At 61.1% G+C, this 24,981-nt stretch carries 27 protein-coding genes and 4 pseudogenes; 14 read left to right on the forward strand and 17 right to left on the reverse strand.

Translation table 11 applies throughout. From position 1 onward, the window contains the following. Positions 1–244 (forward strand): GNAT family N-acetyltransferase (locus tag IQK56_RS19590; RefSeq protein WP_193901792.1); only part of this gene is annotated, 244 nt, incomplete at its 5' end. A 55-nt stretch (positions 245–299) separates the two neighbouring features. On the opposite strand, the pseudogene alaC reads toward IQK56_RS19590, so the two are convergent. Next, positions 300–1,516, reverse strand: a pseudogene (alaC, locus tag IQK56_RS19595) (alanine transaminase). Positions 1,517–1,711: 195 nt separating this feature from the next. Between alaC and IQK56_RS19600 the strand changes: the two are divergent. Next, positions 1,712–2,251 (forward strand): GyrI-like domain-containing protein, encoded by a 540-nt coding sequence (locus IQK56_RS19600; RefSeq protein WP_193863215.1) that lies wholly within the window; start codon positions 1,712–1,714, stop codon positions 2,249–2,251. Here the strand turns inward: IQK56_RS19600 and IQK56_RS19605 are convergent. Genes IQK56_RS19605 through IQK56_RS19615 form a run of 3 tightly spaced genes read right to left on the reverse strand, consistent with a single transcriptional unit; the run spans position 2,227 to position 4,243 of the window. Continuing rightward, entirely contained in the window at positions 2,227–3,438 is a 1,212-nt protein-coding gene (locus IQK56_RS19605; RefSeq protein ID WP_193863218.1) for a type II toxin-antitoxin system HipA family toxin, read from the reverse strand. The two genes, IQK56_RS19600 and IQK56_RS19605, sit on opposite strands and share 25 nt — an antisense overlap. Then, positions 3,428–3,685 (reverse strand): helix-turn-helix domain-containing protein, encoded by a 258-nt coding sequence (locus IQK56_RS19610; protein WP_150761623.1) that lies wholly within the window; start codon positions 3,683–3,685, stop codon positions 3,428–3,430. The genes IQK56_RS19605 and IQK56_RS19610 overlap by 11 nt, the downstream gene beginning before the upstream one ends. 42 nt (positions 3,686–3,727) lie before the next feature. Continuing rightward, positions 3,728–4,243, reverse strand: coding sequence for a GNAT family N-acetyltransferase (locus IQK56_RS19615; protein ID WP_122307663.1), 516 nt, complete (start codon positions 4,241–4,243; stop codon positions 3,728–3,730). A 145-nt stretch (positions 4,244–4,388) separates the two neighbouring features. On the opposite strand from IQK56_RS19615, the gene IQK56_RS19620 reads away from it, so the two are divergent. The 4 genes from IQK56_RS19620 to IQK56_RS19635 are packed head-to-tail and all read left to right on the forward strand — an operon-like array spanning position 4,389 to position 6,911. Further along, a complete protein-coding gene (locus tag IQK56_RS19620; RefSeq protein WP_122307664.1) occupies positions 4,389–4,793 on the forward strand; it encodes a YybH family protein in 405 nt (134 codons plus the stop codon). A 41-nt stretch (positions 4,794–4,834) separates the two neighbouring features. Next, positions 4,835–5,179 carry a YciI family protein gene (locus IQK56_RS19625; RefSeq protein ID WP_016978318.1) on the forward strand — a complete coding sequence of 115 codons (345 nt, stop codon included), beginning with the start codon at positions 4,835–4,837 and terminating at the stop codon, positions 5,177–5,179. A gap of 32 nt (positions 5,180–5,211) precedes the next feature. Further along, on the forward strand, positions 5,212–5,688 hold the full coding sequence (locus tag IQK56_RS19630; protein WP_150761624.1) for an SRPBCC family protein: 477 nt from the start codon (positions 5,212–5,214) through the stop codon (positions 5,686–5,688). After that, a complete protein-coding gene (locus IQK56_RS19635; RefSeq protein ID WP_193863220.1) occupies positions 5,685–6,911 on the forward strand; it encodes an RNA polymerase sigma factor in 1,227 nt (408 codons plus the stop codon). Before IQK56_RS19630 ends, IQK56_RS19635 begins: the two co-directional genes overlap by 4 nt. Before the next feature lie 26 nt (positions 6,912–6,937). On the opposite strand, the gene IQK56_RS19640 is transcribed toward IQK56_RS19635, so the two are convergent. Beyond that, a complete protein-coding gene (locus tag IQK56_RS19640; protein ID WP_122307667.1) occupies positions 6,938–7,792 on the reverse strand; it encodes a LysR family transcriptional regulator in 855 nt (284 codons plus the stop codon). A gap of 88 nt (positions 7,793–7,880) precedes the next feature. Here IQK56_RS19640 and IQK56_RS19645 point away from each other — a divergent pair, with 88 nt between their 5' ends. Further along, on the forward strand, positions 7,881–8,393 hold the full coding sequence (locus IQK56_RS19645; RefSeq protein WP_193863221.1) for a multidrug/biocide efflux PACE transporter: 513 nt from the start codon (positions 7,881–7,883) through the stop codon (positions 8,391–8,393). Here IQK56_RS19645 and IQK56_RS19650 read toward each other — a convergent pair. Next, positions 8,292–9,049: pseudogene (locus IQK56_RS19650) on the reverse strand (SDR family NAD(P)-dependent oxidoreductase). The gene IQK56_RS19645 and the pseudogene IQK56_RS19650 sit on opposite strands and share 102 nt — an antisense overlap. A gap of 108 nt (positions 9,050–9,157) precedes the next feature. Between IQK56_RS19650 and IQK56_RS19655 the strand changes: the two are divergent. Then, on the forward strand, positions 9,158–10,054 hold the full coding sequence (locus tag IQK56_RS19655; RefSeq protein WP_122307670.1) for a LysR family transcriptional regulator: 897 nt from the start codon (positions 9,158–9,160) through the stop codon (positions 10,052–10,054). Here the strand turns inward: IQK56_RS19655 and IQK56_RS19660 are convergent. After that, the gene (locus IQK56_RS19660) at positions 10,051–10,968 is read right to left on the reverse strand and encodes a LysR family transcriptional regulator (protein ID WP_150675650.1); all 918 of its coding nucleotides are present in this window, start codon (positions 10,966–10,968) and stop codon (positions 10,051–10,053) included. The genes IQK56_RS19655 and IQK56_RS19660 overlap by 4 nt on opposite strands. Positions 10,969–11,072: 104 nt before the next feature. Here IQK56_RS19660 and IQK56_RS19665 point away from each other — a divergent pair, with 104 nt between their 5' ends. The 3 genes from IQK56_RS19665 (at position 11,073) to IQK56_RS19675 (ending at position 13,789) form a co-directional block, all read left to right on the forward strand. Beyond that, positions 11,073–11,834: a 5-oxoprolinase subunit PxpA gene (locus tag IQK56_RS19665; RefSeq protein ID WP_193863223.1), complete on the forward strand. Its 762-nt coding sequence runs from the start codon at positions 11,073–11,075 to the stop codon at positions 11,832–11,834. A gap of 105 nt (positions 11,835–11,939) precedes the next feature. Further along, entirely contained in the window at positions 11,940–12,818 is an 879-nt protein-coding gene (locus IQK56_RS19670; RefSeq protein ID WP_193863225.1) for a 5-oxoprolinase subunit B family protein, read from the forward strand. Beyond that, positions 12,815–13,789 (forward strand): 5-oxoprolinase subunit C family protein, encoded by a 975-nt coding sequence (locus tag IQK56_RS19675; RefSeq protein WP_193863226.1) that lies wholly within the window; start codon positions 12,815–12,817, stop codon positions 13,787–13,789. The genes IQK56_RS19670 and IQK56_RS19675 overlap by 4 nt, the downstream gene beginning before the upstream one ends. Before the next feature lie 46 nt (positions 13,790–13,835). On the opposite strand, the gene IQK56_RS19680 is transcribed toward IQK56_RS19675, so the two are convergent. The 4 genes from IQK56_RS19680 to IQK56_RS19695 form a co-directional block, all read right to left on the reverse strand. Beyond that, positions 13,836–15,440, reverse strand: a complete 1,605-nt coding sequence (locus tag IQK56_RS19680; protein ID WP_150675654.1) for an inorganic phosphate transporter — start codon at positions 15,438–15,440, stop codon at positions 13,836–13,838. A 165-nt stretch (positions 15,441–15,605) separates the two neighbouring features. After that, positions 15,606–16,625 (reverse strand): transporter, encoded by a 1,020-nt coding sequence (locus IQK56_RS19685; protein ID WP_099585404.1) that lies wholly within the window; start codon positions 16,623–16,625, stop codon positions 15,606–15,608. Positions 16,626–16,724: 99 nt separating this feature from the next. Continuing rightward, positions 16,725–17,897: a GAF domain-containing sensor histidine kinase gene (locus IQK56_RS19690; RefSeq protein WP_150675655.1), complete on the reverse strand. Its 1,173-nt coding sequence runs from the start codon at positions 17,895–17,897 to the stop codon at positions 16,725–16,727. Between the two features lie 182 nt (positions 17,898–18,079). Beyond that, positions 18,080–18,394: a PepSY domain-containing protein gene (locus IQK56_RS19695; protein ID WP_099585401.1), complete on the reverse strand. Its 315-nt coding sequence runs from the start codon at positions 18,392–18,394 to the stop codon at positions 18,080–18,082. 152 nt (positions 18,395–18,546) lie between these two features. Between IQK56_RS19695 and IQK56_RS19700 the strand changes: the two are divergent. Next, positions 18,547–19,409 (forward strand): annotated as a pseudogene (locus IQK56_RS19700) (sterol desaturase family protein). On the opposite strand, the gene IQK56_RS19705 reads toward IQK56_RS19700, so the two are convergent. Beyond that, positions 19,401–20,066, reverse strand: a complete 666-nt coding sequence (locus IQK56_RS19705; RefSeq protein ID WP_193863228.1) for a helix-turn-helix domain-containing protein — start codon at positions 20,064–20,066, stop codon at positions 19,401–19,403. The pseudogene IQK56_RS19700 and the gene IQK56_RS19705 overlap by 9 nt on opposite strands. After that, positions 20,067–21,193 (reverse strand): annotated as a pseudogene (locus IQK56_RS19710) (glycerophosphodiester phosphodiesterase family protein). Positions 21,194–21,425: 232 nt separating this feature from the next. Between IQK56_RS19710 and IQK56_RS19715 the strand changes: the two are divergent. Beyond that, positions 21,426–21,749: a DUF2025 family protein gene (locus IQK56_RS19715; protein WP_049711852.1), complete on the forward strand. Its 324-nt coding sequence runs from the start codon at positions 21,426–21,428 to the stop codon at positions 21,747–21,749. Here IQK56_RS19715 and IQK56_RS19720 read toward each other — a convergent pair. Continuing rightward, positions 21,746–22,069, reverse strand: coding sequence for an antibiotic biosynthesis monooxygenase family protein (locus IQK56_RS19720; protein WP_150675658.1), 324 nt, complete (start codon positions 22,067–22,069; stop codon positions 21,746–21,748). The genes IQK56_RS19715 and IQK56_RS19720 overlap by 4 nt on opposite strands. After that, positions 22,066–22,767, reverse strand: coding sequence for a CTP synthase C-terminal region-related (seleno)protein (locus tag IQK56_RS19725; protein WP_193863229.1), 702 nt, complete (start codon positions 22,765–22,767; stop codon positions 22,066–22,068). Before IQK56_RS19725 ends, IQK56_RS19720 begins: the two co-directional genes overlap by 4 nt. Positions 22,768–22,846: 79 nt before the next feature. Between IQK56_RS19725 and IQK56_RS19730 the strand changes: the two genes are divergently transcribed. Beyond that, positions 22,847–23,731 (forward strand): LysR family transcriptional regulator, encoded by an 885-nt coding sequence (locus tag IQK56_RS19730; RefSeq protein ID WP_193863241.1) that lies wholly within the window; start codon positions 22,847–22,849, stop codon positions 23,729–23,731. Here the strand turns inward: IQK56_RS19730 and IQK56_RS19735 are convergent. Beyond that, positions 23,728–24,246, reverse strand: coding sequence for a DUF1003 domain-containing protein (locus IQK56_RS19735; protein WP_122305241.1), 519 nt, complete (start codon positions 24,244–24,246; stop codon positions 23,728–23,730). The two genes, IQK56_RS19730 and IQK56_RS19735, sit on opposite strands and share 4 nt — an antisense overlap. An 85-nt stretch (positions 24,247–24,331) precedes the next feature. Continuing rightward, positions 24,332–24,981: methyl-accepting chemotaxis protein (locus IQK56_RS30905; RefSeq protein WP_246500249.1), on the reverse strand; the 650-nt coding region annotated here is incomplete at its 5' end.

The following is a 24,981-nucleotide window of genomic DNA, read 5'->3' on the forward strand; positions in this document are numbered from 1 at the left end:
CTCGGCTGTGCCCAGTGGCGAGATCGGGCGCGTGTCCGTACTCAAGAATTGGCGCGGCCTGAAGGTCGGTGACAAGCTGATGGAAGCGGTGATCGGCGTGGCCGAGCAACGTGGCCAGGCCAAGCAGTTCCTCAGTGCGCAGGTGTATGCGGCGCCGTTCTATGAGCGATTGGGCTTCAAGATCGTCAGCGAGGAGTTCCTTGAAGTCGGGATTCCCCACGTGGATATGGTGCGCGGGGGCTGATCCATAATCGAGTCGCCGCTATCGGGGGCAAGCCCCCTCCCACATTTTGACCGAGTTAGGCCCCAGTTTTTGGTGCCAATCCATCCGCCCGGAACATCCCGCGAATCCCCCGCACCGCCTGGCGAATCCGGTCCTGGTTCTCGATCAGCGCAAAGCGCACATGGTCATCGCCATATTCACCAAACCCAATCCCCGGCGACACACACACCTTCGCTTCCAGCAGCAGCTTCTTGGCAAATTCCAGCGAGCCCATGGCCGCATACTGCTCGGGGATCTTGGCCCAGACGTACATCGACGCCTTGGGATTCTCCACCATCCAGCCCAATTCATGCAGGCCCTTGACCAGCACATTGCGGCGCTGGCGGTACTGTTCGGCGATGTCTTTCACGCATTGCTGATCGCCTTCCAGCGCGGCAATCGCCGCCACTTGCAGCGGTGTGAAGGTGCCGTAGTCGTGGTAACTCTTGATCCGCGCCAAGGCGTTGACCAGTTCCGCGTTGCCCACCATGAAACCGATGCGCCAGCCGGCCATGTTGTAGCTCTTGGACAGGGTGAAAAACTCCACCGCAATGTCCTTGGCGCCCGGCACCTGCATGATCGACGGAGCTTTCCAGCCGTCGTAGACGATATCGGCGTAAGCCAAATCGTGGATCACCAACACGTCGTACTGCTTGGCCAGCGCAATCACGCGTTCGAAGAAATCCAGCTCCACACACTGCGCGGTGGGATTGGACGGGAAACCCAGAATCATCATCTTCGGCTTGGGGATCGAACCGCGAATCGCCCGTTCCAGCTCGGCGAAGAAGTCCACGCCCGGCACCAGCGGCACCGAGCGCACCTGGGCGCCGGCAATCACGGCACCGTAGATATGAATCGGGTAGCTCGGGTTGGGCACCAGCACGGTGTCGCCCTGGTCCAGGGTAGCCAGCATCAAGTGCGCCAGGCCTTCCTTGGAACCGATGGTCACGATGGCTTCCGACTCGGGGTCGATGTCCACTTCATAACGGTCTTTGTACCAGCGCGAAATCGCCCGGCGCAGACGCGGAATGCCTTTGGAGGTGGAGTAACCGTGAGTGTCTTCACGCTGGGCGACTTGTACGAGTTTCTCGACAATATGCGGCGGCGTGGCGCCGTCGGGGTTGCCCATGCTCAAGTCGATGATGTCTTCGCGCGCCGACGCGCAGCCATCTTCAGCTCGGCAGTGATATTGAAAACATAAGGGGGGAGTCGATCTATGCGCGCAAAGCGGCGCGGCGAACCTTGGTCGGCCATTGTTGCCTCGAAGTACGTAAGCGCCCGGAACCGTCCGAGCGACGTCGGCCACTGCGGTGGCCTGCGGGGCAGACAATACGGCGCGTGATGGCCAGTTGTCCAGATGCGTAGGAAAATTTTCTGCGTGGAGCGAAGCGTGGATATGCCCCTATACTCGATGCGGGTTTGTTCCCTTATAAGAAGGAGACTGTTCGTATGGATCAGCAGACAAAACAACCGTTAGAGCCACGCATGGAAGCCGGCAAGGCGCTGGTAATTGCCGGGGTGAAGGGGCGTTATTCCAAGGCGACGGTGGGCGATATTCCCAGGTTGTGGGAACTGTTCGACACCTGCATCAAGGACATCAAAAAGCGCATCGGCGGGGTGACTTACGGCGTTTGCCATAACCCCCAGCACGGCGAATTCGACTACATGGCCGGGGTTGAAGTGCCGAGCAAAAGCGACGTGCCGAGCAACTTCGAAGTGATCGAAATTCCACCGCTCAACTACGCCGTGTTCGCGCATTACGGCCCGGTGCAGGCGTTGGAACAGACCTACGAGCGCATCATGTTCGAGTGGCTGCCGCACTCGGGCTACAAGGTGATGGGGGCGGATTTCGAGCGCTACAGCGCGGATTTTGATGCGAGGAAAGGCACGGGGGCCGTGGAGATCTGGTTGCCGGTACAGACCGTCATTTCGCCCCGTGCCGGGTCTGAGGCACGTGGCAGTGGTCAGCCCCCAAAGCTGGTTTGGTAGCCCTGCGCAGATTGCCGGATAGCTTTGGCGACATCAGGCGCTAGCCTGCAATATTCGTCTTCGCGCTTGAGCACGACTTCCAGGGTTTGAAGCAAGGCCTGGATGCGTGCTTCGGGGTTTTCGACTTCGCAGGTTCGCGCAAACTCAAGGATGCCCAAGCGTGAGGCAAACATAGATTTGTTGCCGCTCAAGTCCAGCGCGAGTGAATCTTCGGGGATATAAGCAGTGGTGTTCGCGATATCGTATGCCGGGGCAAGTCGTGCATCCGATTTCACCAAATCACTGTAAAGCACGCCGAAATTCTTCAAGTGGGCATCGCCATTTCCTACGATGCAACTGAGTGCCACGCTATCAAACAACTGATCGAGCGAGCTGCGTATATGCTCTGGCGAGCAGAACACACGTACGGCTTTGGCAATGGTGGCGTAGCTCTTCGTGTACTTTTGTTCGGCAGTCAGGCCCATCAGCGTGGTCATGTCTTCGAAGCCCAGCGGGTTGAGTTGTTCGTCCCGGTCAAAGCGCCGCATGATGAACAGCTTATGGTTCTGTGAAAGATAAAAAGGGGGCACGGGCAGGCCTGCGTCCCGGGCAACCGACATGCACAGGTACTCATTGATGGCCAACCCCGGAAACTCGTCGCGTCCGCTCTTGATAATCAGATCATTGGTTTTCGAGGTGAATTTCGCCTCGGATCCCTGAGGCTTTTCCGGGACGAGTACCTTGGGCTGCACTCCAGAAATCCCTGCCCGCAGGATGTAGCGTTCCACAAGCTCGGCAAACAGATCTTGCGCGCCGTCCCAAGCAAGAATTTCGTCGAGTTTTTCTCCAGATGCGGGCGTGCTGTTACGTTGGATCAGTTCGTTCACTTGATCCGAAGAAACGAATACCCGGCCTATAGGCGCGCTGCTACCCGACAAGGCCAGCAGCAGCATCGGGTCGACCTTGACCGTTTTGGCGAGACGATTGCGCAGTTGTTCCAGAACATATCCTTCCGGCAGATTCATCTGGAAGATGGGGTGCAGTTCTCGGCGTCGATATTCTTCCGCGCGAGCCGGCATTGTGAGACTGATTGCGCAAGCTGGACCCGCAGTATCGACGTAGCGAAACAGGTAGTCGTCAGCACTCGTCAACACGCTGCCGCTGTCACCTTGCGGGGTGTCGACTCGCAAACTGCCACTAGTAGTCATTGAACACGTCCCTGAGCTCTTCCAGTGTTGGCTTGGAGGCGGGCGTCAATTTCACTTCGCTGTCCAACGCCGCAATCACGCGAGCATAAGCATTCATGGAAACCGACGGGCTTCCTTGTTCAATTTCGATCAGTTTTTGCCGGGTAACCCCTGCGAGCTGGGCCATATATGCTTGCGTATAGCCACGGTTAAGACGCATAGAGCGGACTTGTTCGGCGAGGCGTTGGGTAATTATTGAAGTGTCCATGTCACGTATTCATTACTTTTGAAGAGGTATGTCATGTATACATTACATTTTTGAGGTGTCAAGGTTGCTCTGACCAAACGCCCGGCTCAGCCGTCTTTCATAACCAACCCGTCCTTTGTACGCCTCCCCGCTATCCATCCATCCCGATCCCAGATACAACGCCATTGCTGCCACATTGGCTGTATCCACCGACAACTCCAGCCCCTTGATCTGCGGCCACGTCTCCAGCGCTACCGCCGGCAGCGCCTGTAGACACGCTTTACCAAACCCCATGCCCTGTTGCCGCCGATCCACCTGCAGCGCATGCAGCGTGGCGCTGTGTTCATCCGCCCAATGGGGCAGGCAGGGCGGGCGTTTGAGCAAAAGGAAGGCAACCGGGATGTCATCGGCCAACAGGGCAAAGCCTTTGACGCCGGGGCTGGGCTTGGCCAGCAGCGAATTGAGCGCGCAATACATGTCGCCGCAAAACGGCAGTTGCTCAGGGTGGACCTCGATGGCGCTGACCTGCTGTTGTTGCACGGCATTCAGCGCCTCGTAGGCGACAAGGCGGGTTTGCATCGGAGGGTCCGAACGGCTGCAAAGAAGGGCACAGTCTATCGGGTTTACCGCAGGCGAAATTATTTTTCAGTGGGCTGTCGATTTGCTCCGAGCGCATTCGACCAAGGGTGTCTTCCATGATTTTTTCACCCCCAGGAGTATCGCCATGAGCACTGCAATCAACACCCTGATCGAACAATGGAAACAGGCCGTCGTCGGTGGGGATATCGATAAAATTGTCAGCTTTTACGCCGACGATATCGTCTCGTTCGACGCCGTCACCGCCCTGCAATTCAAAGGCAAGGCGGCCTACCGCGCACACTGGGAGGAATGCATGAAGCATTGTCCTGGCCCCGGTATTTTCGAGTTCCACGAACTGCGCATTGTTGAGGCCCAGGACAGCGCCTTCGCCCACTGGCTGGCCCACTGCGGCGGTGCAGATAAGGCGTGCTGGATGCGCGTCACCGCCGGTTATCAACGTATCAATGGCCAGTGGCGCGTAGTGCATGAACACTGGTCGGCCCCCTTCGACATGCAAAGCGGCACTGCGCTGTTCGACCTGAAACCTTGAGCGTCGCGAACTATAGTCAGTAGTCCGAAACGGAGAACGCCATGAAATACCTGTGCCTGATCTACAGCAACGAACAGGTGCTGCACACCTCGCCTGACAGTCCGGCCGACCCGGAGTGCTTCGCCTACGCCCAGTCCGTGCAGGCCAGTGGCCGCATGCTCGCCGCCGAGCCGCTGGAATCGGTGAGCACCGCCACCACGGTGCGCATGCGCAACGGCAAGCTGTCGATCACCGACGGGCCGTTTGCCGAAACCAAGGAGCAGCTCGCCGGGTTTTACCTGATCGAAGCCCGTGACTTGAACGAAGCGATCCAGGTGGCTGGCGGCATTCCGGCCGCCAGGGTCGGTAGTGTCGAAGTACGCCCCGTGCGTGAATTGAATCTCTGACAACAACAAAACCACTACAGGAGGTTTATCCCATGTCCAAGCAACCTGCCGAATTTGCACTGTCCATCAGCCGCTTGATCGATGCCCCGCGCAGCCGGGTATTCCGCGCCTGGACCGAGCCCGCCTTGCTGCAACAATGGTGGGGCCCCCACGGCATGACCACACCCGAGTGCGAAATGAACCTGTGGGTCGGTGGGCTGTTTCGCACCCTGATGCGCGCACCGGATGGCAGTGAGTACCCGACCCAGGGCGTGTTCCTGGAGATCGACGCGCCCAATCGCCTGGTGTTCACCGATGCCTTCATGCCGGGCTGGATCCCGTCGGGCAAGCCGTTCATGAGCGCCGAAGTCACCTTTGAAGAACAGGACGGCAAAACCCTCTACACCGCCCGCGCCATGCATTGGAGTGTCGAAGACAAACAGGCCCACGAAGCCATGGGTTTCCATGAGGGCTGGGGCCAGAGCCTCGACCGCTTAGTGCAACTGGTGACCGAAGAGATGCGCGATTGACGCCGCCAATCGAGGCGATCTACCGCAGCGAATCGCGGCGTGTGCTCGCCACCCTGATCCGCCTGCTTGGCGATTTCGACCTCGCCGAAGAAGCCCTGCATGAAGCGTTCTTCGTCGCGGTCGAACGCTGGCAGCAGGATGGCATGCCAGCCAATCCGCGCGCCTGGCTGGTCTCCACCGGGCGCTTTAAAGCCATCGACCGCCTGCGTCGCCAGGCACGATTTACCCCGTTATTGCAGGCGCAGGCCGACGCCTTGGAAGCCGCTGATTGGAGCGATGAGGACGTGGAAGACGACCGCCTGCGCCTGATCTTCACCTGCTGTCACCCGGCGCTGGCGGCCGATGCCCAGGCGGCGCTGACCTTGCGTGAGATCTGCGACCTCACCACCGAGGAAATCGCCCGGGCGTTCCTGGCCGCGCCCGCCACCATTGCCCAGCGCATCGTACGGGCCAAGGGCAAGATCCGTGAGGCCAGGATTCCCTATCAAGTGCCATCCCTGGCCGAACTGCCCGAGCGCCTCGACAGCGTGCTGCGGGTGATCTACCTGGTGTTCAACGAGGGCTATTCGGCGTCCATCGGCGCAGACCTCACCCGCGAGGATTTAACCCGCGAAGCCATTCGCCTGGCCCGCTTGCTCATGGAGTTGTTGCCCGAGCCGGAAGTGATGGGCCTGCTGGCGCTGATGCTGCTGCACGAATCCCGGCGGGCGGCGCGCACTTCGGCCAGCGGCGAACTGGTGTTGCTGGAGAAACAGGATCGTTCGCTGTGGGACAAGTCCTTGATCGCTGAAGGCTGCACGCTGGTGGAACAGGCGCTTACCACACAAAGTTTTGGGCCGTATTGCCTGCAAGCCGCGATTGCCGCAGTGCATGCCGAAGCGCCGAGCGCCGGGGCGACCGATTGGCCGCAGATTGTCGGGCTCTACGACGTATTGCTCAGGGCGTGGCCGTCGCCGGTGATTGAACTGAACCGCGCCGTTGCCGTAGCCATGCGCGATGGCCCGCTGGCTGGATTACAGCAGGTGGAGGCGATTCTGGCGCGGGGCGAGTTGCTGGATTACCACCTGGCGCATTCGGCGCGGGGCGAGTTTTGTCGGCGCTTGGGACGGGGCGAAGACGCGCGCGTCGCCTACGAAAAAGCCCTGTCCCTGACCCAGCAAATCCCCGAAAAACGCTTCCTCGAAAGCCGGCTGGCCGAACTCAAATCTTCCTCCCGGCATTAATCTCCAGTGTCGCCAGGGCGGGCTCGTCACTCCAGCATCTTGCCCAGCAACCAACTCCCCGCCGGGCCCGGTGGGTGGTGGCGTGACCACAACGCATCCACGGCCACCGAGCGCGGCCAACTGCGGGCTTTGAGCTCCACCAACTGGCCTGCGTCAAACCGCTCCACCAGCCAGCGCGGCAGGGGTGCCCAGCCGAAACCCAGCTGCGCCATCTCCATCAGCATCAGGTAACTGGGGGCTGACCACACGCGGCCGCTGGCGCGGGTTTCATTCGGGTTGATGATGCTGGCCAGGCGCAGTTCGCGGTGTTGCTGCAAGGTATCGGCGGGGATGCTGTCCAGTCGGGCCAGCGGGTGGCTGGGCGCGACGAACAGCGCGATTTCCGTGCGCTCTTCCACCGGGGCGCCGGTGAGGTCCGGCGGATAGGTGTCTTGTTGTTCGATAAACGCAATCTGCGCCCGGCCGCTCTGCACCAGGGCGATCAAGTCTTCGCATTCGGCAATCAGGCATTCGAGTTCAAGGTCCGGGTAGCGCTCGTCGAACGACCGGAGGGCGATCTCGAAGCGGTCCGACTGGTAGGTATCGGACATGGCGATGGTCAGCTTCGGCTCCAAGCCCTGGGCCAACTGACTCGCCGCCAGCTCCAGGCGGCTGCTGGCCTCCAGCACTTGCTCGGCCCGTTGCAGCAACACGTGGCCGGCCTGGGTCAGCGTCGGCTTGCGGCTGCTGCGATCAAACAGCACCACATCCAAGTCAATCTCCAGGCTGGCCACTGCCGCACTGACCGTGGATTGGCTTTTGCCCAGCTTGCGCGCCGCTGCCGAAAACGAGCCTTGGGTGGCCGCTTGGACAAACGCCTGCAGCACTTCATTGGAGGCCATGACTATCGCCTTGATCGATGGTTATTGGTTATGAAGTATCGAGTCAAAGAGTAATGATGGCAACCATCCTCACTCACGGAGACGGCTCATGAGCCCTACCAAATCCCTCACGGAACGCGTTTGCCAAGCCATTGGTTTCGAGGCCCTGGCGTTGTTGATCTGCACCCCGTTGCTGGCGTGGATCATGGACAAGCCCGCCCTGGAAATGGGCATGGTCACCCTGGCGATCAGCCTGATGGCGTTGACCTGGAACGTGATCTTCAACGGCCTGTTCGACCGCCTCAAGGCACGCCTGCAACTGGCCAACAACGGCTGGACCCGCGTGTTGCACGCCCTCATGTTCGAAGGTGGCTTGATCCTGGTGTGCGTCCCGCTGATTGCGGCGTGGCTGAATATCACCCTGATGCAGGCGTTTATCCTCGACATAGGTGTGCTGCTGTTTTTCCTGCCGTACACCTATGTGTATCACTGGGCCTATGACGTAGTGCGCGACAAGCTCCTACAGAAACATGCCGCCCGACGCCTCGATGCGCTGGCCGGTGATCCACTGGCTGCCGTCTGCAAGCAGGCTGGCAATCGCGCCACCGATATCGTCCGGTAAGCCGGCGCGGCCCAGGGCGGTGTTGTTCGCGACCATGGCGTTGAGGTTGGCGTTGTCACGCACGGCGCCGCCGCCGAAGTCGGTTTCAATCGCACCCGGGGCCAGGATGTTGACGCTGATCCCGCGGCCACCCAGCTCTTTGGCCTGGTAGCGGGTCAGCACTTCCATCGCGCCTTTCATCGCCGCGTAGGCGGCATAGCCAGGCAGGCTGAAACGCGCCAGGCCACTGGAGACATTGAGGATACGGCCGCCGTCGCGGATCAACGGCAACAGCTTCTGCGTCAGGAAAAACGGGCCCTTGAATTGGATCGCCACCAGTTGGTCGAACTGGGCTTCGGTGGTCTCGGCAAAACTGGCGTGAATGCCAATGCCGGCGTTGTTGATCAGAAAGTCGAAGTGTTCTTGTGCGAAAACATCCTTGAGCACGCCGGCAACGTCGCCGACAAAACCTTCGAACGTCGCGCTTTGGCTCACGTCCAGCTGCAGCATGGCGGCGCGGCCACCCAATTGTTCGATTTCGGCCACCAATGCCTGCGCCTCGTCGGCCTTGCTGTGATAAGTGCCGATGATGTCCACGCCTTGCGCCGCCAGGTGCAAGGCAGCGTTTTACCCAAGCCACGGCTGGCGCCGGTGATCAATGCGATTTTACGGGTCATGGTGCAGTCCTCTTCAGATGTGAGCGTGGGATTGAGTGTATTTGTCCGCGGCTAACGTGATAAACAGGGCTGAACCGGAATCACTGGCCGGATAAGGCGAACAATCCCATGAACAAACTTGAGCTGCTGCGCACCTTCGTGCGGGTTACCGAACTGTCGAGTTTCACCCAGGCGGGCGAGAGCCTGGGGCTGCCGCGCTCCACCGTGTCCGAGCACGTGCAGGCGTTGGAAGAACTGCTCGGCGCGCGCCTGTTGCAGCGCACCACACGCAAGGTGCAGGCGACCCAGGACGGGCGTGTGTTGTACGAGCGCAGCAAGGACCTGCTCGCGCATATGGAGGAGCTGGAAGGGCTGTTTCGCCAGGATGAGACTCAACTGGCCGGGCGTATTCGCGTAGATATGCCCAACGTCATGGCGCGGGACTTGATCCTGCCACGCCTGCCACAGTTCCTGGAACGCCACCCCCTGATCGAAATGGAGATCAGCACCACCGACCGCCAAGTGGACCTGCTCGCTGAAGGCTTCGATTGCGTATTGCGCGTGGGCGCGCAGCCCGACCAGACAGTGGTGGCGCGGTTGCTGTGCAGCATGCCGATGATCAACTGCGTGAGTGCCACCTACCTGCAACGTTTTGGTGTGCCGCAGACACTGGCCGACCTGGCCGACCACCATCTGGTGCATTACGTGCGGCCGTTGGGCTCGCGCTCGGCGGGGTTCGAATACCAGCAGGGCAACAAGGTGCAGCGTATTCCCATGGCCGGGCGGATCACGGTCAACAGCACCGATGGCTACAAGTCAGCGTGCCTGGGCGGCTTCGGGATCATCCAAGTACCGGCTCTGGGCATGGGCGATGAGTTGGCCAGCGGCGAGTTGGTGGCGATACTGCCGGACTACCCGGCGCCGGCGCTGGATGTGTCGCTGCTTTACGCGGGGCAACGGCATTTACCGTTGCGGGTGCGGGTGTTTATGGATTGGCTGGCGGATACGTTGCAGTCACAGCTTTAACGCCTTGCCGACAACTGCTGCGGTGCCAGGAACGCATCGTGAAAGTAATCCCGGAACGCCTGCATTGCCGGCGTAAAGGCCCGCTCGCGGTGCCATGCCAGGCCGACGCTCATGGGCGTGACCGGGTCGGTGACCGTCAGGGTTTCGATGCGCTTGCCTTCCAGTGACCAAGGGCGGTGCACCAGGTCCGACAGAATCGCCACGCCGCTGCCATTGGCGACCATGCTGCGCACCGCTTCCACCGAGCTGGTGCGCAGCCGCACCTTGGGCGCTTGCCCGGCCTGCTCCCAATAGCGCATGGCGCTGTGTTCGGCTTCATCGACGGTCAGCAGGATGTAGGGCTCCCGGGCCACATCGGCCAGGCTCACGGCGCCGCGTTCGCACAACGGATGATGGCTGGGCAGCCACAGGCGACGTTCCGAGTTGAATAGAATCTCGGAAACGATCGCGGGGTGAGTCAGGTTGGCGGTAAGCACCACGGCCATGTCGAACTGGCCGTCGAGCAGGCCTTGCTCGATGGCCTGGCGCTCCTGCTCGAAGACCTCGATGGTCACGTCCGGGTGCCAGTGCTCCATGCGCTGCAAGTGATGGGGCAGGAAGTAACCGAGCACCGTGTAACTGGCCGCCACCCGCAGCACACCGCTGGCGCGGTAGTCGGGCAATGGGCTGTTCAGCGCATCGTCCACACTGCGCGCAATCACATAGGCGCGGTTGAGAAAGTGCCGCCCGGCGTCGGTCAGGTTCATGCCTTGGGCCGAGCGCACAAACAACTGCACGCCAAGCATCGCCTCCAGCTCCTTGATCGCCGTGGTCACCGCTGACTGAGAGATATTCAAGTGGATCGCTGCCTGGGAGATCTGGCCGATCTCGGCGGTGGCGACGAAGTAGCGAATTTGGCGCAAGGTGAGGGACATGAGCGATATCTGTTTTTCAGAAGATAGGGCATCTGATAATAGATCTTCCCAAGGGGTCAAGCGCCAGCCTACTTTTCAACATGACCTTTTGCGGAGCGACCCCGATGCAGGCAGTGGATTTCAATTCGGACATGGGCGAAGGCTTCGGGCCCTGGACCATCGGTGATGGCGTCGACGCCGAGCTGATGGCCTACATCAGCTCGGCCAATATCGCCACCGGCTTCCACGCCGGCGACCCTGGCACCATGCGCCGCACCGTCGAGCGCGCCAAGCAATTGGGCGTGGCTATCGGTGCCCATCCGGGCTTTCGTGACCTGGTGGGTTTTGGCCGTCGGCATATCAATGCACCGGCCCAGGAACTGGTGGACGACATGCTCTACCAACTCGGCGCCCTGCGGGAAATCGCCCGCGCCCAAGGCGTAACGCTGCAACATATCAAGCCCCATGGCGCGCTCTACATGCACCTGGCCCGCGACGAAGAAGCCGCCCGATTGCTGGTGCAAAACCTGCAACTCATCGAGCCAACGCTGTTGCTCTACTGCATGCCCAACTCGGTGATCTGGCGGGTGGCCAAGGAACTGGGGCAACCGGTGGTGCGCGAATTTTATGCTGATCGTGAGTACGACCTGACGGGCTCCATCGTGTTTACGCGCAATGTGCGTGCACTGGATCCTGCGACGGTGGCGGCACGTGTCCTGCGTGCATGTCAGACCGGACTGGTACGCACCGTGGAAGGCGAAGACCTGTTTATCGAGTTCGATTCCATCTGCCTGCACAGCGACACGCCAGGTGCGCTGGAGTTGGTGGAAGCTACCCGTGAAGCCCTGGACCAAGCGGGCATCACAGTAAAGAGTGGGCTCCTGTAGTGAGCGGGCGGTGCGACGATTCGACAAGCCCGCTCACCACAAGGAACCGCTAATCACGCATCAATTTTTGCCTGCCTTTCTACAGTGATTCCAAGAGGAACAGACATGGCTGAAACGTCCCCCATCCGCTACAGCTTCGGCGGTGATGAGCACCTGTTTGCCGAGGTCAGCGACAGCATGTCGTTGGAGGCCTTTTTCAAGGGCATGGCGGTGACTCGTGCGGTGGAGCGCCTGGCGCTGGAAGGCGTGCTGGATGTGTGCCTGGCCAACGCCTCGTTCCAGATCCGCTTCGACCCCGACCGTATCGCGCCCCACGTCTTGCTTGATGCCGTGCAAAGCGCCGAAGCCCAGGCCGTTGCCGAACGCACCTTGCACACGCGCATCATCGAGATCCCAGTGCTCTATAACGACCCCTGGACCCACGAAACCCTGATGCGTTTTCGCGACCGCCACCAAGACCCCACCGGCACCGATCTGGAGTACGCCGCACGCATCAATGGCCTGGCGGATGTGGATGCGTTTATCGCGGCCCACAGCGGCGCGCCGTGGTTTGTGTCGATGGTCGGGTTTGTCGCGGGCCTGCCATTCATGTTCCAGATGGTCGAGCTTGAACGGCAGTTGCAGGTGCCCAAATACCTGCGCCCGCGCACCGATACGCCGAAACTCACCCTCGGCCACGGCGGCTGCTTTGGCTGTATCTACTCGGTGCGCGGCGCGGGCGGTTACCAGATGTTCGGTGTGACCCCGGCGCCGATCTACGACCCGGCGCAGCAGTTGGCCTACCTCAAGGAACACATGGTGTTCTTTCGCCCCGGCGACATCGTGCAGTTCAAGCCTATAGAACGTGATGCCTACGACCTGGCCGTCGCCGAGGTGGACGCAGGACGTTTCGACCTGCGCATGCGCCCGGTGGAGTTTTCCCTCGACGCCTTTCTCGCCGACCCGGTTGGCTATCCGAAAACCCTGCAGGAGGCGCTGGCATGATCAAAGTCCTCAAACCCGGCCTCGCCACCTCCGTGCAGGACCTTGGCCGCGAAGGCTATTACCACCTGGGCATTCCGCCCTCGGGCGCGCTGGACCAGTATGCGCTCAGCGCGGCCAACCATCTGGTGGGCAATCCGGTCGATGCGGCGGGCCTGGAGTGCACGTTGATCGGGCCTGAATTGGCGTTCCAGCAGGACGCGTTGGTGGCGCTCAGCGGCGCCCTCATGTCGCCGCGCCTGGACGGTGAAGTGGTGCATCAGGACACCGCGTTCCAGGTGCGTGCCGGGCAGGTGCTGCGTTTCGAATTCCCCAAGGCCGGTGCGCGGACGTACCTGGCGGTGGCCGGTGGCATTGATGTGCCAGTGGTGCTTGGCAGTCGCTCCACTTACACCCTTGGCGCGCTCGGTGGGTTTTACGGGCGACGCTTGCAGGAGGGCGATGAGCTGCCTATCGGCAAGCCCTGTGGGCAGGCAAGGGCAGGCAACAGTCTGCCCATGGCCTTGCGCCGCTCGGTGGGCGGCGATGTCACCCTGCGCGTCGTGCCTGGCCTGTATTACGAGCGTCTGACCGCAGCCGCCAAAAGCAGCTTTTTTGCCGAGCCCTGGACCGTGGGCTCCGAGGCGGACCGCATCGGCTATCGCTTCAAAGGCGGCAGCGCGTTGAGTTTTGAACCACGGGAACAGCCATTTGGCGCGGGCTCGGATCCGTCGAATATCGTCGACAGTTGCTACCCCATCGGCTCGATCCAGGTGCCGGCGGGGTTGGAGCCGATTGTGCTGCATCGGGACGCGGTGTCGGGCGGTGGCTACGCGATGATCGGCACGGTGATCAGTGCGGATCTGGATTTGATCGGGCAGATGCAACCGAACCAGCGGGCGGGGTTTGTGGCGGTGACGTTGGAGGAGGCCCTGGAGGCGCGGCGTATCTACAAGAAGCGGCTGAAGGCGATGGCTGGTTTGTTCGCAGGCTAAAAATGTAGGAGGGGGCAAGCCCCTCCCACATTTTTACAGGGTTGTGTCAGAACAGTTGGGTGAACAGCCAGTAGAGGCTGCCCGACAAAACAATCGCCGCTGGCAACGTCAGCACCCACGCCATCGCCAGGTTGCGGATAGTGCGCATCTGCAATCCACTGCCATTGGCCACCATGGTCCCGGCCACACCCGATGACAGCACATGCGTCGTCGATACCGGCAAGCCATACATATCCGCCGCGCCGATGGTCAGCATCGCCACCGTTTCCGCCGCGGCACCCTGGGCATAGGTCATGTGGGTCTTGCCGATCTTCTCACCCACCGTCACCACGATGCGCCTCCAGCCGACCATAGTGCCCAGGCCAAGCGCGATGGCCACGGCGATCTTCACCCACAGCGGAATAAAACGCGTGGCGTTGTCTATCTGTTGCTTGAACAGTTGCAGCTTGTCTTGGGTGTCGGCGTCGAAGTTGCCGACCTTGCCCTTGTCCATCAGGCGAATGGTTTCGCTGGTCAGGTACATGTCATTACGCACGTTGCCGACCGCTTCGGCGGGGACTTTGGCCAGTGAGCCGTAGCCTTTGACTTCTTCACCGATATGCCCCGTGAGCGAGGCGAGGGCCGGTACCAGTTCCGGCGTGGCTTCCTTGGTGCGCACGTAGGTCGACAGGATCGGGCGCGGGTCGCCCGGCAACGTCTGCGGTGCGGTTTTCATCAGGGCGGCCTGGGTCACTTCGGCCACCGCCGCGAACTGCAATGACTGCTCGGCGGGCATGGTGCGGTTCAGCGCGTAGGCCATTGGCAATGTGCCGACCAGGATCAGCATGATCAGGCCCATGCCTTTCTGGCCATCGTTGGAACCGTGGGCGAACGACACGCCGGTGCAGGTGGCGATCAGCATGCCGCGAATCCACCACGGCGGCGGGGTGTCGCCCTTGGGCGCTTTGTACAACGAGCGGTTTTTCACAAAGGCGCGCAGTGCCAGCAGCAACAAGGCTGCAAACGCGAAGCCAATCAGCGGCGACAGCAGCAACGCGTAACCAATCTTGGTCGCCTGGGCCCAATCCACCCCGCTGGTGCCGTCACGCCCGTGCATCAAGGCATTCGCCACGCCGACGCCGATGATCGAACCGATCAGCGTATGAGAGGACGAGGCCGGCAAGCCCAGCCACCAGGTGCCGAGGTTCCACAGGATTGCAGCGATCAACAGCGCGAAGATCATGGCGAAACCCGCCGATGAACCCACTTGCAAAATCAGCTCTACCGGCAGCAATGCAATGATGCCAAACGCTACCGCGCCGCTGGAAAGCAGCACACCGAGGAAATTGAAAAAGCCCGACCAGACCACCGCGAAATGCGGCGGTAGCGAGTGGGTGTAGATCACCGTCGCCACCGCGTTGGCGGTGTCGTGGAAACCGTTGACGAACTCGAACCCCAGGGCGATCAACAACGCCACGCCCAGCAGCAGGAACGGCGTCCAGGTGGTGACCACCGTGCCCAGTTCGTGCATGTCCTGCATCAGGCTGTAGGCGGTGAACAACAGGCCCATGGCGAGCACGGCGAAGAAAATGATCACGGTGACCAGGCCGGGTTTCTTGTCCAGCCTGGGTTTGGGTTCGGTGTGTGAGGCGGTCAGGGAAGGGGTAGCCATGCCGGAGCATCCAGGTAATGAAGGATGCCGTTCATAGTCATTGCAGAATGTTACAGAGGTGCTGCCGCAGGTCAGTGTTTAGAGTATTGGATTGGCCATTGGTCTATTAAACACGGCGGGTCAAAATGCGGGAGGGGCAAATCCCCTCCCACAATCACCGGTATTTCAATTTGAAAACTTTCGGAACGCCCAGCGGCCGGCAATCAAGGTAAACGTCGCCACCAACGCCACCAGTATCCAGAACCCCTCCGGGTCCTGGGAGAGCGGCACACCGCCCACGTTCATGCCGAAAAAACCGGCGATGATGTTGATCGGCAGCGCCAGTACCGTCACCACCGTCAGGGTGAACAGCGTGCGGCTGCTTTGCTCGTTGAGGTTGGCGGCGATCTCTTCCTGCAACAGTTTGATCCGTTCGCCCAGGGCCATCAGGTCGTTGATGATCAGCGCGAACTCCTCGGTGGATTTGCGCAACTCCTTCACGTCTTCTTTTTGCAGCCATTGAGGCGGGCGGTTGAGCAGGCGCAGCAATGAGCCCGGCTCCAGCGCCAGCAGGCGTTGCAGGCGCACCAACACCCGGCGCGCTGCACCGAGTTCGGCGCGGTTGGTGGACAGGCGCGAGGAGAGCAACTGGTCTTCGATATGGTCGACGCTGATGCTGGTCTTGCGCACGATCTGCGTCAGCACTTCGCCCTGGTCCCGCAGTAAATGCACCAACAGTTCCAGCGGCGAGCGAAAGTGTTCGCCGGCCTTCACCGACGAACGCAGCTTGTCCACCGAGTGCAGCGGTTGCAAACGTGCGCTGATCAACAGACGGCTGCGGGCGCACACCCACAGCGTGGAAATGTCCGACGAGACCATGCTGCTGAAGTTGAACACCACGTCGTTGACCACCGCCAGCAAGGCCGAGTCGACGTGTTCGATGCGCGTGGAACGCGAGCCCTCGTGCAGGGCTTCGAAGAACTCTTCCGGCAGCTCCAAATGTGCCTGCATCCAGCGCTCGCAAGCGGCGTGGGCCAGGTTCAGGTGCAGCCACAAGAACTCGTCCGGGTCTTGCGGTTGCTTCAATGCCGCCAGGGCGGCGGCGGAATCAATCTGCTCGCCCTTAACACCTGGGCGAAAACGAAAACCGTAAAGCAAGCCAAACAGATCGGAGTCCTGATGGCTGTGGTCGAGGCTGTGGTTCATGGAGGCTCGCAGAGAAAGCGCCTGTAGGACGTTTCACAGGTTCGCGTGCTCGAATCATTGCAAGGCTCCGTGACGATTTTGTGACAGTTTTGAAGCGAATCAGAGAGTTTTCAAGGTGAAGCTGAAGAGCGTGCCTGTTTGCGCGCAGGACGACACCTGCAAATGAGCGCCATGGGCATCGGCAATCTGCTTGACGATATACAGCCCCAGGCCGAGCCCCGCTTGGGGCGCGTGTGAGGTGGGGCGTGAGTAAGGTTGGAACAGCCGGGGCAGGGCCTGATCGTTGATCTGCCCAGCGTTCTTTACCGTCAGCTCGAAACGATCGTGCTCAACCTTTGCGCTGACTTCCACGGGGCCATCAGGGCTGCCGTGATGGAGCGCATTGGCAACCAGGTTAGAGAGCAATTGCGCCAACCGATCCCGGTCGCCTTTGACACCTTGAAGATCGCCGATATCGGCCCGAACCTCGCGTTGCGGGTGCGCGCTCTGGACTTCTGAAACCACATGAAGCAATGCCGCCTGCAAGTCCTGGCAGTCGGTGATGCTCAGCGGGATGCCGTTGCCCATACGGCCCCGCGCAAAATCCAGCACATCTTCGACCAATTGCGCAGCGCGGCGCCCGCTGGTGAGGATGTGACGTATGAGCGTGTCGGTAGCGGGGTGCGGGTGTTTGCGCAGCAGCCGCTCGGCGCTGAAATTGATCGCGAACAGCGGGTTGCGCAGGTCGTGCCCGAGCACGGCGATGAACTGCTCGCGCAGTTCGGCGGTGCTGCGTTCTTCCAGCAGGTCGGCTTCAGTTTGCTGACGGCTTTCTTCGGCTTCGATTTGCAACGACAGCACGCGGGCGAACGATTCCATGGTCGATTGGATCGTGCTGCTGCGCAGTGACGCCGGTATGGGGTCGAGGGCGCAAATGGTGCCGAAAAAACGCCCGTCGGTGCGGAACACCGGCACCGAAATGTAGCTTTCAAACTGGTAGAGACGCGGGGTGTGGTGGTCGTGGTAGATCGGGTCTTCGCTGGCCTTGTCGATCACAACGGACACATGGGAACCGCGAATCTCGTGGCAGATGGTGGTGGTCAGGTCCAACTCGCCACCGACGCCAAGGCCGAATTCGAGCTGGTCAAGCACGGCGCAGGCGGTCCAGGTGTCGTCGGTCACCCGCGCAACGGCGGCAAAGCGCAGGCCAGTCATGTCGCTGATCACTTGGAGCATTGCGGGGACAGCACTGATTCGGCCGATGGTGGCAATGTCGGCGGCTTTTTGCTCCATGACGGGGTCTCGGTGTGCTGTGCAATGGCGTAATGCCCTGGCTGATGCTGGGAAGTCTAACGACCTTGAATTGAGTAGGGGGAATTTGATTCATCGCGGCCACGCTTTTCTTGGACATTGCCGTCGAGCGCCCATAAAAAAACCGCGCCACCCGAAGGTGGCGCGGTTTTGGGGGATTCAACTCAGGTGTCTTGTTTGTTTTCCAGTACAGCACCGGTCTTGGCGTCGAGCTTGACTTCAAACCTCTTGCCAGCGGTATCCGTCAGGTCGACTTCGTAGACATATTGATTGGCTACACCGTGTTTGTTGTCCAGCTCAGTGTCGGTGATCGTCGCGCCAGGGTGAGTGGCTACGGCAGCGGCGTTGAGCTTGTCGAAAGACATCACTGCGCCGGATTTGACCAGGCCTTCAATATGATCCGGACGAACATCTGCCTGGGCCAGGCCGGCAGTCAGGGTCAGGGCAGTGGCGGCGAACAAAGTGGTCAAGGTTTTCATGGTGTGTCCTTCTTGGGTGAGCTGTTTAAGTGGGTTCAGATTAATCGTCGCAACTTAATTCACCCTTAATTAGTTCAAGCAGTTGCGCAGTTCGTTCAATTCGAGCAGCACGGAACATTTCATGCTGAGGGCTCACATGATGGGAGACTCGGATGAAGCAGTTAGTGAGCGGGATCTATGCGCCTGTGTTCTGGACAGGGTTTATCGGCTGGGCGCTCGCGCAGCCAGACTGGCTGGTGCTGGTGTTTGCGACGGCGGTGGTGGTGTCATTTGCCGTGGAGCAGTGGTTGCCCTACGAACCGCAGTGGAATCGCAGCCTGGGTGATCGCTGGCGTGACAGCGTGCATGCCTGTGTCAATGAAGGCCTGAACGTCCTCGGCTTGCTGGTCCTGCCGGGGCTTACGGCGTTGCTGGCGTTCGACGGGATTTGGCCGCGTGGCTGGCCATTGTGGGAGCAACTGCTGCTGGCCATCGTCCTCGCCGATGCGGGCATCACCCTGATGCATTACGCCAGCCACCGCATTGCGCCGCTGTGGCGCTTGCATGCCGTGCACCACAGCGTGCAGCGGCTCTATGGGTTCAACGGGTTGATGAAGCATCCGTTGCACCAGATGCTGGAAGCCACGGCAGGCCTGCTGCCGTTGATCCTGCTGGGGATCCCGCTGGAGGTGGCGCAGTTGCTGGCCCTGGCCATCGGCATTCAATTGCTGTTGCAGCACTCCAATGTGGATATGCGCCTGGGGGCGTTGCGCTGGGTGTTCGCCTGGGCGCCGGTGCATAGGTTTCATCATATGAAATACGGCCGTGCCGGGGATGTGAATTTCGGGCTGTTTTTCAACCTGTGGGATTGGCTGCTGGGCACCGCGTTTTATCGCGAGGGCTATCGCATGGGGCCTGGGGATTTGGGCATCGGCAGCGGCCGGATTTTCCCGTGGCGTATGGAGCGCAACTGCGTGATCCATTTGTGCCGGTACGCGTGGTCAAGGAACCGCCGCTGCCCGGCGATCTACGCTAGCAGTTGCACCTGCAACTGACGTAACGACGCAGCGGCCGTCACGCCGAACAACTGCTTCATGGTCCGCGAAAAGTGCGCCGAATCGGCAAAGCCCGCAGCGTGGGCGGCCTCGGTCAGTGTGCTGCCGGCGAGGGCCAATTGCAGCGCGACACGTAATCGCCGCCACAGCACCAGGCGGCGTACGGGCAGCCCGAGTTGATCGGTGAACAGCCGCTCCAGCTGGCTCAATGACAGGTGCGCCACCTCGGCCAGGGCCTGGGCCGACACTTTGCCGGTGAGCCGCTGATCAAGCGCACTGAGGGCGCGCTCCAGGCGAGGGTCGACAAGCTGGCGCCTGGGGAGTTGCTGCACGGCTGTCAGGGACAAATCGCCAGCGCTCAACAGGTGCTGCAAGGGGGCGATCTCAAAGACTGCAGGTTCGGCATACAACACGGTCACTTCACCGTGCGTATCGAGAATGGCGTGGGTTTGTCGCGAGGGAATAAGCAGGCGATGGGCCGTGATGACCTGCCCCTCCAGGCTGACCGTGATGGGCTCGCCCAGGCACTGCATCAACTGATGGGCGTAGTGCGCATGGGGCGCGGTGCGCCCCAGCTCGCCGATGATCAGGCCGTAGTCAGGCCCCAACCACAGGCGGCCTGACCATTCGGGCTTCACTCAGTACTTATAGTCGTTGAGCAAATCCTGCACGCTGGACGACGGCCAGCGCTTGTAGAACTTCAGCAACTCGGCGGCGCGGTTGGTGAAGATGCCGTCGACGCGGCCTTCATCACTTTCTCGAAATCCACCGGCTCATCCACGGTGTACACATGCACCAGCAGGCCTTTGTCGTGGGTCAGCTTGTTCATTTCGGGCTTCACCAGGTCCGAATAGCTCTGGTCGCCGTGGTCGGTCAGCTCGGCCGAAGGGCCGGTGCCGATGGCGCCGAGGCTCTTGGCTTCGTCGACCCACTTTTCGAACTCGGCGGCGTCTTTCGGCTCTTGCTTGGCGTAGTAGGCGGCCTTGGTCGGCTCGCCGGATTCGGCGAAGGTCTGCTTGGATTTCGGCTCGATGCTGCCTTCACCTACCCACAACAGCAGGATCTTCGGGGTGTTCGGCATTTCTTTCTGCAGCTCTTTGAGGCTGGCGGTCTCGAAGGTTTGCAGCACGACGCGGCCCTTGCCCTGGCCGACGCCGGTGTTGCTCTTGCCCAGCTTGGAACCGGCGGAACTCAACCAGCCTTTATCCAGCAGCTTGTTTTTCAGGTCGGCTTCGATGCCCGGGAACTGCTTGGGCTCCTTGGTCTCGATGTACAGGCCGGGTTTGTGCTGCGGGTTGCCTTCGGCGATCTTGATGATGTCATCCAGGCTCAGGATCTTCAGGCCGACGAAGCCCGGGCGTGCACGGTCCGGGTACGCGGCGTTGAACCAGCTGCCCGCGTCGAGGCTTTGCAGTTCTTTCCAGGTGAATTCGTTGGCCGGCGCGTCTTTGCGCTCAGGGAACTTGGTGGCCACGTCTGTGGTGCGCTGCAGGTTGTTGTCGTGCAGGGCGAACAGCACGCCGTCCTTGCTGCGCTGCAGGTCCAGTTCCAGGTAGTCGGCACCCAGGTCGCGTGCGACCTTGTAGGCAGCGGCGGTGGACTCCGGCGCGTCGTAGGAGGCGCCTCGGTGAGCGATCACGGCAGGGTGTGGAATGCCTTCGTTAGTTGCCAATTCAGCCGGGCTGATCGGGTCGGCAGCCTGCGCCTGGCCAAGGCCGAGCATCAGGGCCAGCAGCAAGGCGCTCTTGGTAAACGTGACAGGCATATGCGAAGTCCTTTCGTGGAGGTAGCTTTGAGAAGGCCTCCTTTTTAACAATTGATTGCGAAAGGCGCTATCACCAAACCGACATTAACGTGCGTACCCGTCAATTTTCTCGGTTTTTTTGCCAGGCATTGCAGTACTCTTGACCGCAGCCGCCCCGCTAGAGGGCAGTACTTTCCGCCACGCGTGTAAACCATCTTTCCAGTCCCTGTGGGACTTTTCAGTGAGGTTTACCATGCGCATCACTTCCGAGCTTATCTGCCAGGCCGCCGACCAACTCCACGGGTTTGTGGGCCTCAACCGCAAGACTGGCCAGTACATCGTACGTTTCAGCGAAGACTCTTTCGGCATGGACGTGGCCGATGACGGCATCATCCCTACCGCCGAATTTGTCTGGCTGCCCGCGCCCGAGCAGACCATGACCCTGTCGCGTGAACGCCTTCAGTTGCTGTTGGACCAGAACATCGACGACCGCATCAACATCACTGAGCCGCTGCGGGTCTATATGCGCCGGGTGGAGATTCCACAGATCAGTGCGTTGCGCAGTCTGGTGAGCTAGTTCGCTTCAAAACCGTAGGCCCGCTCCACCTTGCACACCCGTGTCTGAAACGCCGAGTACCAGGTGGCGCGGCCCTGCTCGCGCACGTCGCGGTGCTCGGCCTGCCGCTTCCACGCCAGGATCGCCGCTTCGCTGCTCCAGTACGACACCGTAATCCCCAGACCATCTTCCCGCGCCGACTCCACGCCGAGAAAGCCAGGTTGTTGCCGCGCCAGTTCCAGCATGCGTGTGGCGGCCTCGCCGTAGCCGTGATCGCCGTCGGTGCGCACTGAGCTGAAAATGACCGCGTAGTAAGGCGCCGGGGGAGTCTTGGCGATCATGCCGATTGCTCCTGGCAGGCCTTGAGCAGGGCGAGTGCCAAGGGCGGTGTGATGCCCTTGAGCGCTGCGCGTTCGGGCTGGAACAGGGTGGCGACGAAGAACGGATGGTCGAGCAATTCCACCGCACGCAGGTCGCCTGCGCTGTCGTGGCCGCTGGCGATCAGATCGCGCTCCAGCAACGCGCTGGCAAATTCGGCGTTCATCCCATAGCGGCAGCGATAACCTTCCTCAAGATCAAGAATGCCGTAGGCGTCGGCGATGCGCGTGTAAGGCACTAAACGTACGGTGTCGGTTGCTTCCACCAACGCGCAGGTCAAGGGTGTGATCACGGCGCGTTTTGCGTTGGGGGCCATTTCGCCGTGTTCGGCGTCGGCCCAGCCCAGTACGTTGCGGGCATATTCCAGCAGCGCATGTTGAAAACCACCGCAGGTGCCAAGGAAGGGGCGGCGCTGCTCGCGGGCAAAACGGATGGCCCGCAGTGCGCCGTCGGTATCCCGGTAAGGGGTGGCCGGTACGCACCAGAAACCGTCGAAGTCGTGCAGGGGGGCGGGCAGGGTGTCGGTGTCGAGCCATTGCATATGAACCGTCAGGCCGAGGGTGTCAGCCGCCCGTTGCAGGGCCACGGGGATCGCCTGGTGCGCGGTGACGTCCGGGTTGTAATCGCCAATCAGGGCGAGGCGTAGGGCGTTGGCTTTCATCGTGTGCGTCCATGGCTTGTTGTGGGCTGAGGCGCACTATAGATTGGCGTCCACGCAATCTATATTGGCGTTTGCCCACATGCTCAATGCACCGACGCACTATGCAATTGATTACCCCGATCTCTCGCTGATCCTCGCCCTGGTGCGCGGCGGCTCGCTGGCGCGGGCGGCGGCGCTGCTGCGGGTGGATGTGTCCACTGTGTTCCGGGCGATACGGCGCCTGGAGGCGGCACTGGGCCAGACGTTGTTTGAAAAGAGCCGCGCCGGCTACCTGCCCACCAGCCTGGCCAGCAACTTGGCACAGCAGGCAGAGCGCGCAGAGCTGGCTCTGGAAGCGGCGCGTATCGGGGTGGAGCAGGGCGGCGAAGTGATCAGCGGCACGGTGCGCCTGACCTGTACCGACTCAGTGCTGCAAGGCTTGCTGTTGCCGGCGTTGGCGCAGTTCATGCCGGACTACCCGGCGCTGATCCTGGAACTGAGTACTTCCAATGATTTTGCCAACCTCAGCCGCCGCGACGCGGATATCGCCCTACGCCTGACCAAGACACCGCCGGAGCATCTCGTAGGACGTTGCCTCGGCACCGTGTCGTACCAAGTCTGTGGGAGCGCCGACTATGCCCGCCGCCATGCAGGCCGTGAGCTGGCGGAACTGGCCTGGATCGCACCGGATGACTTCCTGCCCGACCACCCCACCGTCGCCTGGCGCCGCGAACACTTGCCGGGCGTACGGCCCGGTTATCGCTGCAACAGCATGTTGTCGGTGACCGAACTGGTGCGGGCGGGGCTGGGTGTGGCGGCGTTGCCGGACTTTCTACTGGATGGCGGACTGCAACCGCTGGGCCCTGCACTGGCAGGGCATGACACGGCGCTGTGGTTGCTCACGCGTCCCGATTGCCGCGCATTGCGCTCGGTGGTGACGTTGTTCGATGAGTTGGGCCGGCATGTGCGACTGCCGAGTCGTTAGGTTTTTCGTACGAACTGCTCATGCATTTCGCACGTCAGGCTCTCGATATGTTCGGTCAGTTGTTTGGTCATTTCTGTCAGGCGGGTGTTTTGCTCCAGCAATTCCAGCAACTGTCTGGTGGTCTGTGCGGCCTGGGCCTGGCGTTCGGTATTGGCAATCGCCAGGGCTTCGCGATGTTGCGCATCGGCGTCTGACTGGGCCTTGTCCCGCGCCGCCTGGCGGGTCTGGGCCAGCAGGATCAGCGGCGCGGCGTAGGCCGATTGCAGGCTGAACGCCAGGTTGAGCAGGATGAACGGATACACGTCGAAGTGAGTAATGCCGGTCGCATTCAGCACCACCCACAGCACCACGATCGCGGTTTGCGCGCCGAGGAAGGTCGGGGTGCCGAAGAAACGGGCAAAGGCTTCGGCCTTGAGCGCAAAGGTGTCGTTGCCGAACGTCGGCGCCAGGTGAGCGTGGGGGCGGTGGAAGCGCAGGTGGTCAACAGGTGCGGTTTCAGGCTTCTCTGGGGTCATGGCGGGCTCGGGTTATCAAGGTTAAGACGTAGGCTCACTATAGTCCTGGCGACCTGTCTTACACATGAATAACCCAAGCCCCTACTCAGTGGCCGCCACGGTCATTGGCAAACGCACTCACCGCCTGTAGCGCTTCGTTTGTACCCTGGCGAATTTGCAGGATCACGGTACCGGCGCGGTTGGCCAGGTCCACGCCTTGGGCTGCGCGGTCGCGGGTGCCGTCCATGCTGTTGATGGCCTGGCGGGTTTCGTCTTGGATCATCGCGATCATGCTGGAAATTTCTGCTGTCGAACCGCTGGTGCGTGCGGCCAGTTGCCGGACTTCATCGGCCACCACGGCAAACCCACGCCCTTGCTCACCCGCACGCGCTGCCTCGATGGCCGCGTTGAGGGCCAGCAGGTTGGTCTGGTCGGCAATGCCGCGAATGGTGTTGACGATGGTGGTGATCTGCTGCGAACGCTCACCCAGCTTGGCAATCAGTTGCGATGATCCGTCAATGTCGGCGGCTATTTCGCGCATGCCGCTGGCACTTTGCTGAATCACCTCTGCGCCTTTTTCCGCGATGTCCTGGGTGTTCAAGGAGATGTGATACGCCTGGGAAGCGCTCGCTGCATCGGCGGCATGTTGCTGCACCTTGGCGGTCACGTCCGAGGCGAACTTGACCACTTTGCACAGGCGCCCGCTGGCGTCATACACCGGGTTGTAGTCGGCTTCCAACCACACCGATTCACCAT

It is taken from the genome of Pseudomonas cyclaminis (assembly GCF_015163715.1).
Classification (GTDB): domain Bacteria; phylum Pseudomonadota; class Gammaproteobacteria; order Pseudomonadales; family Pseudomonadaceae; genus Aquipseudomonas; species Aquipseudomonas cyclaminis.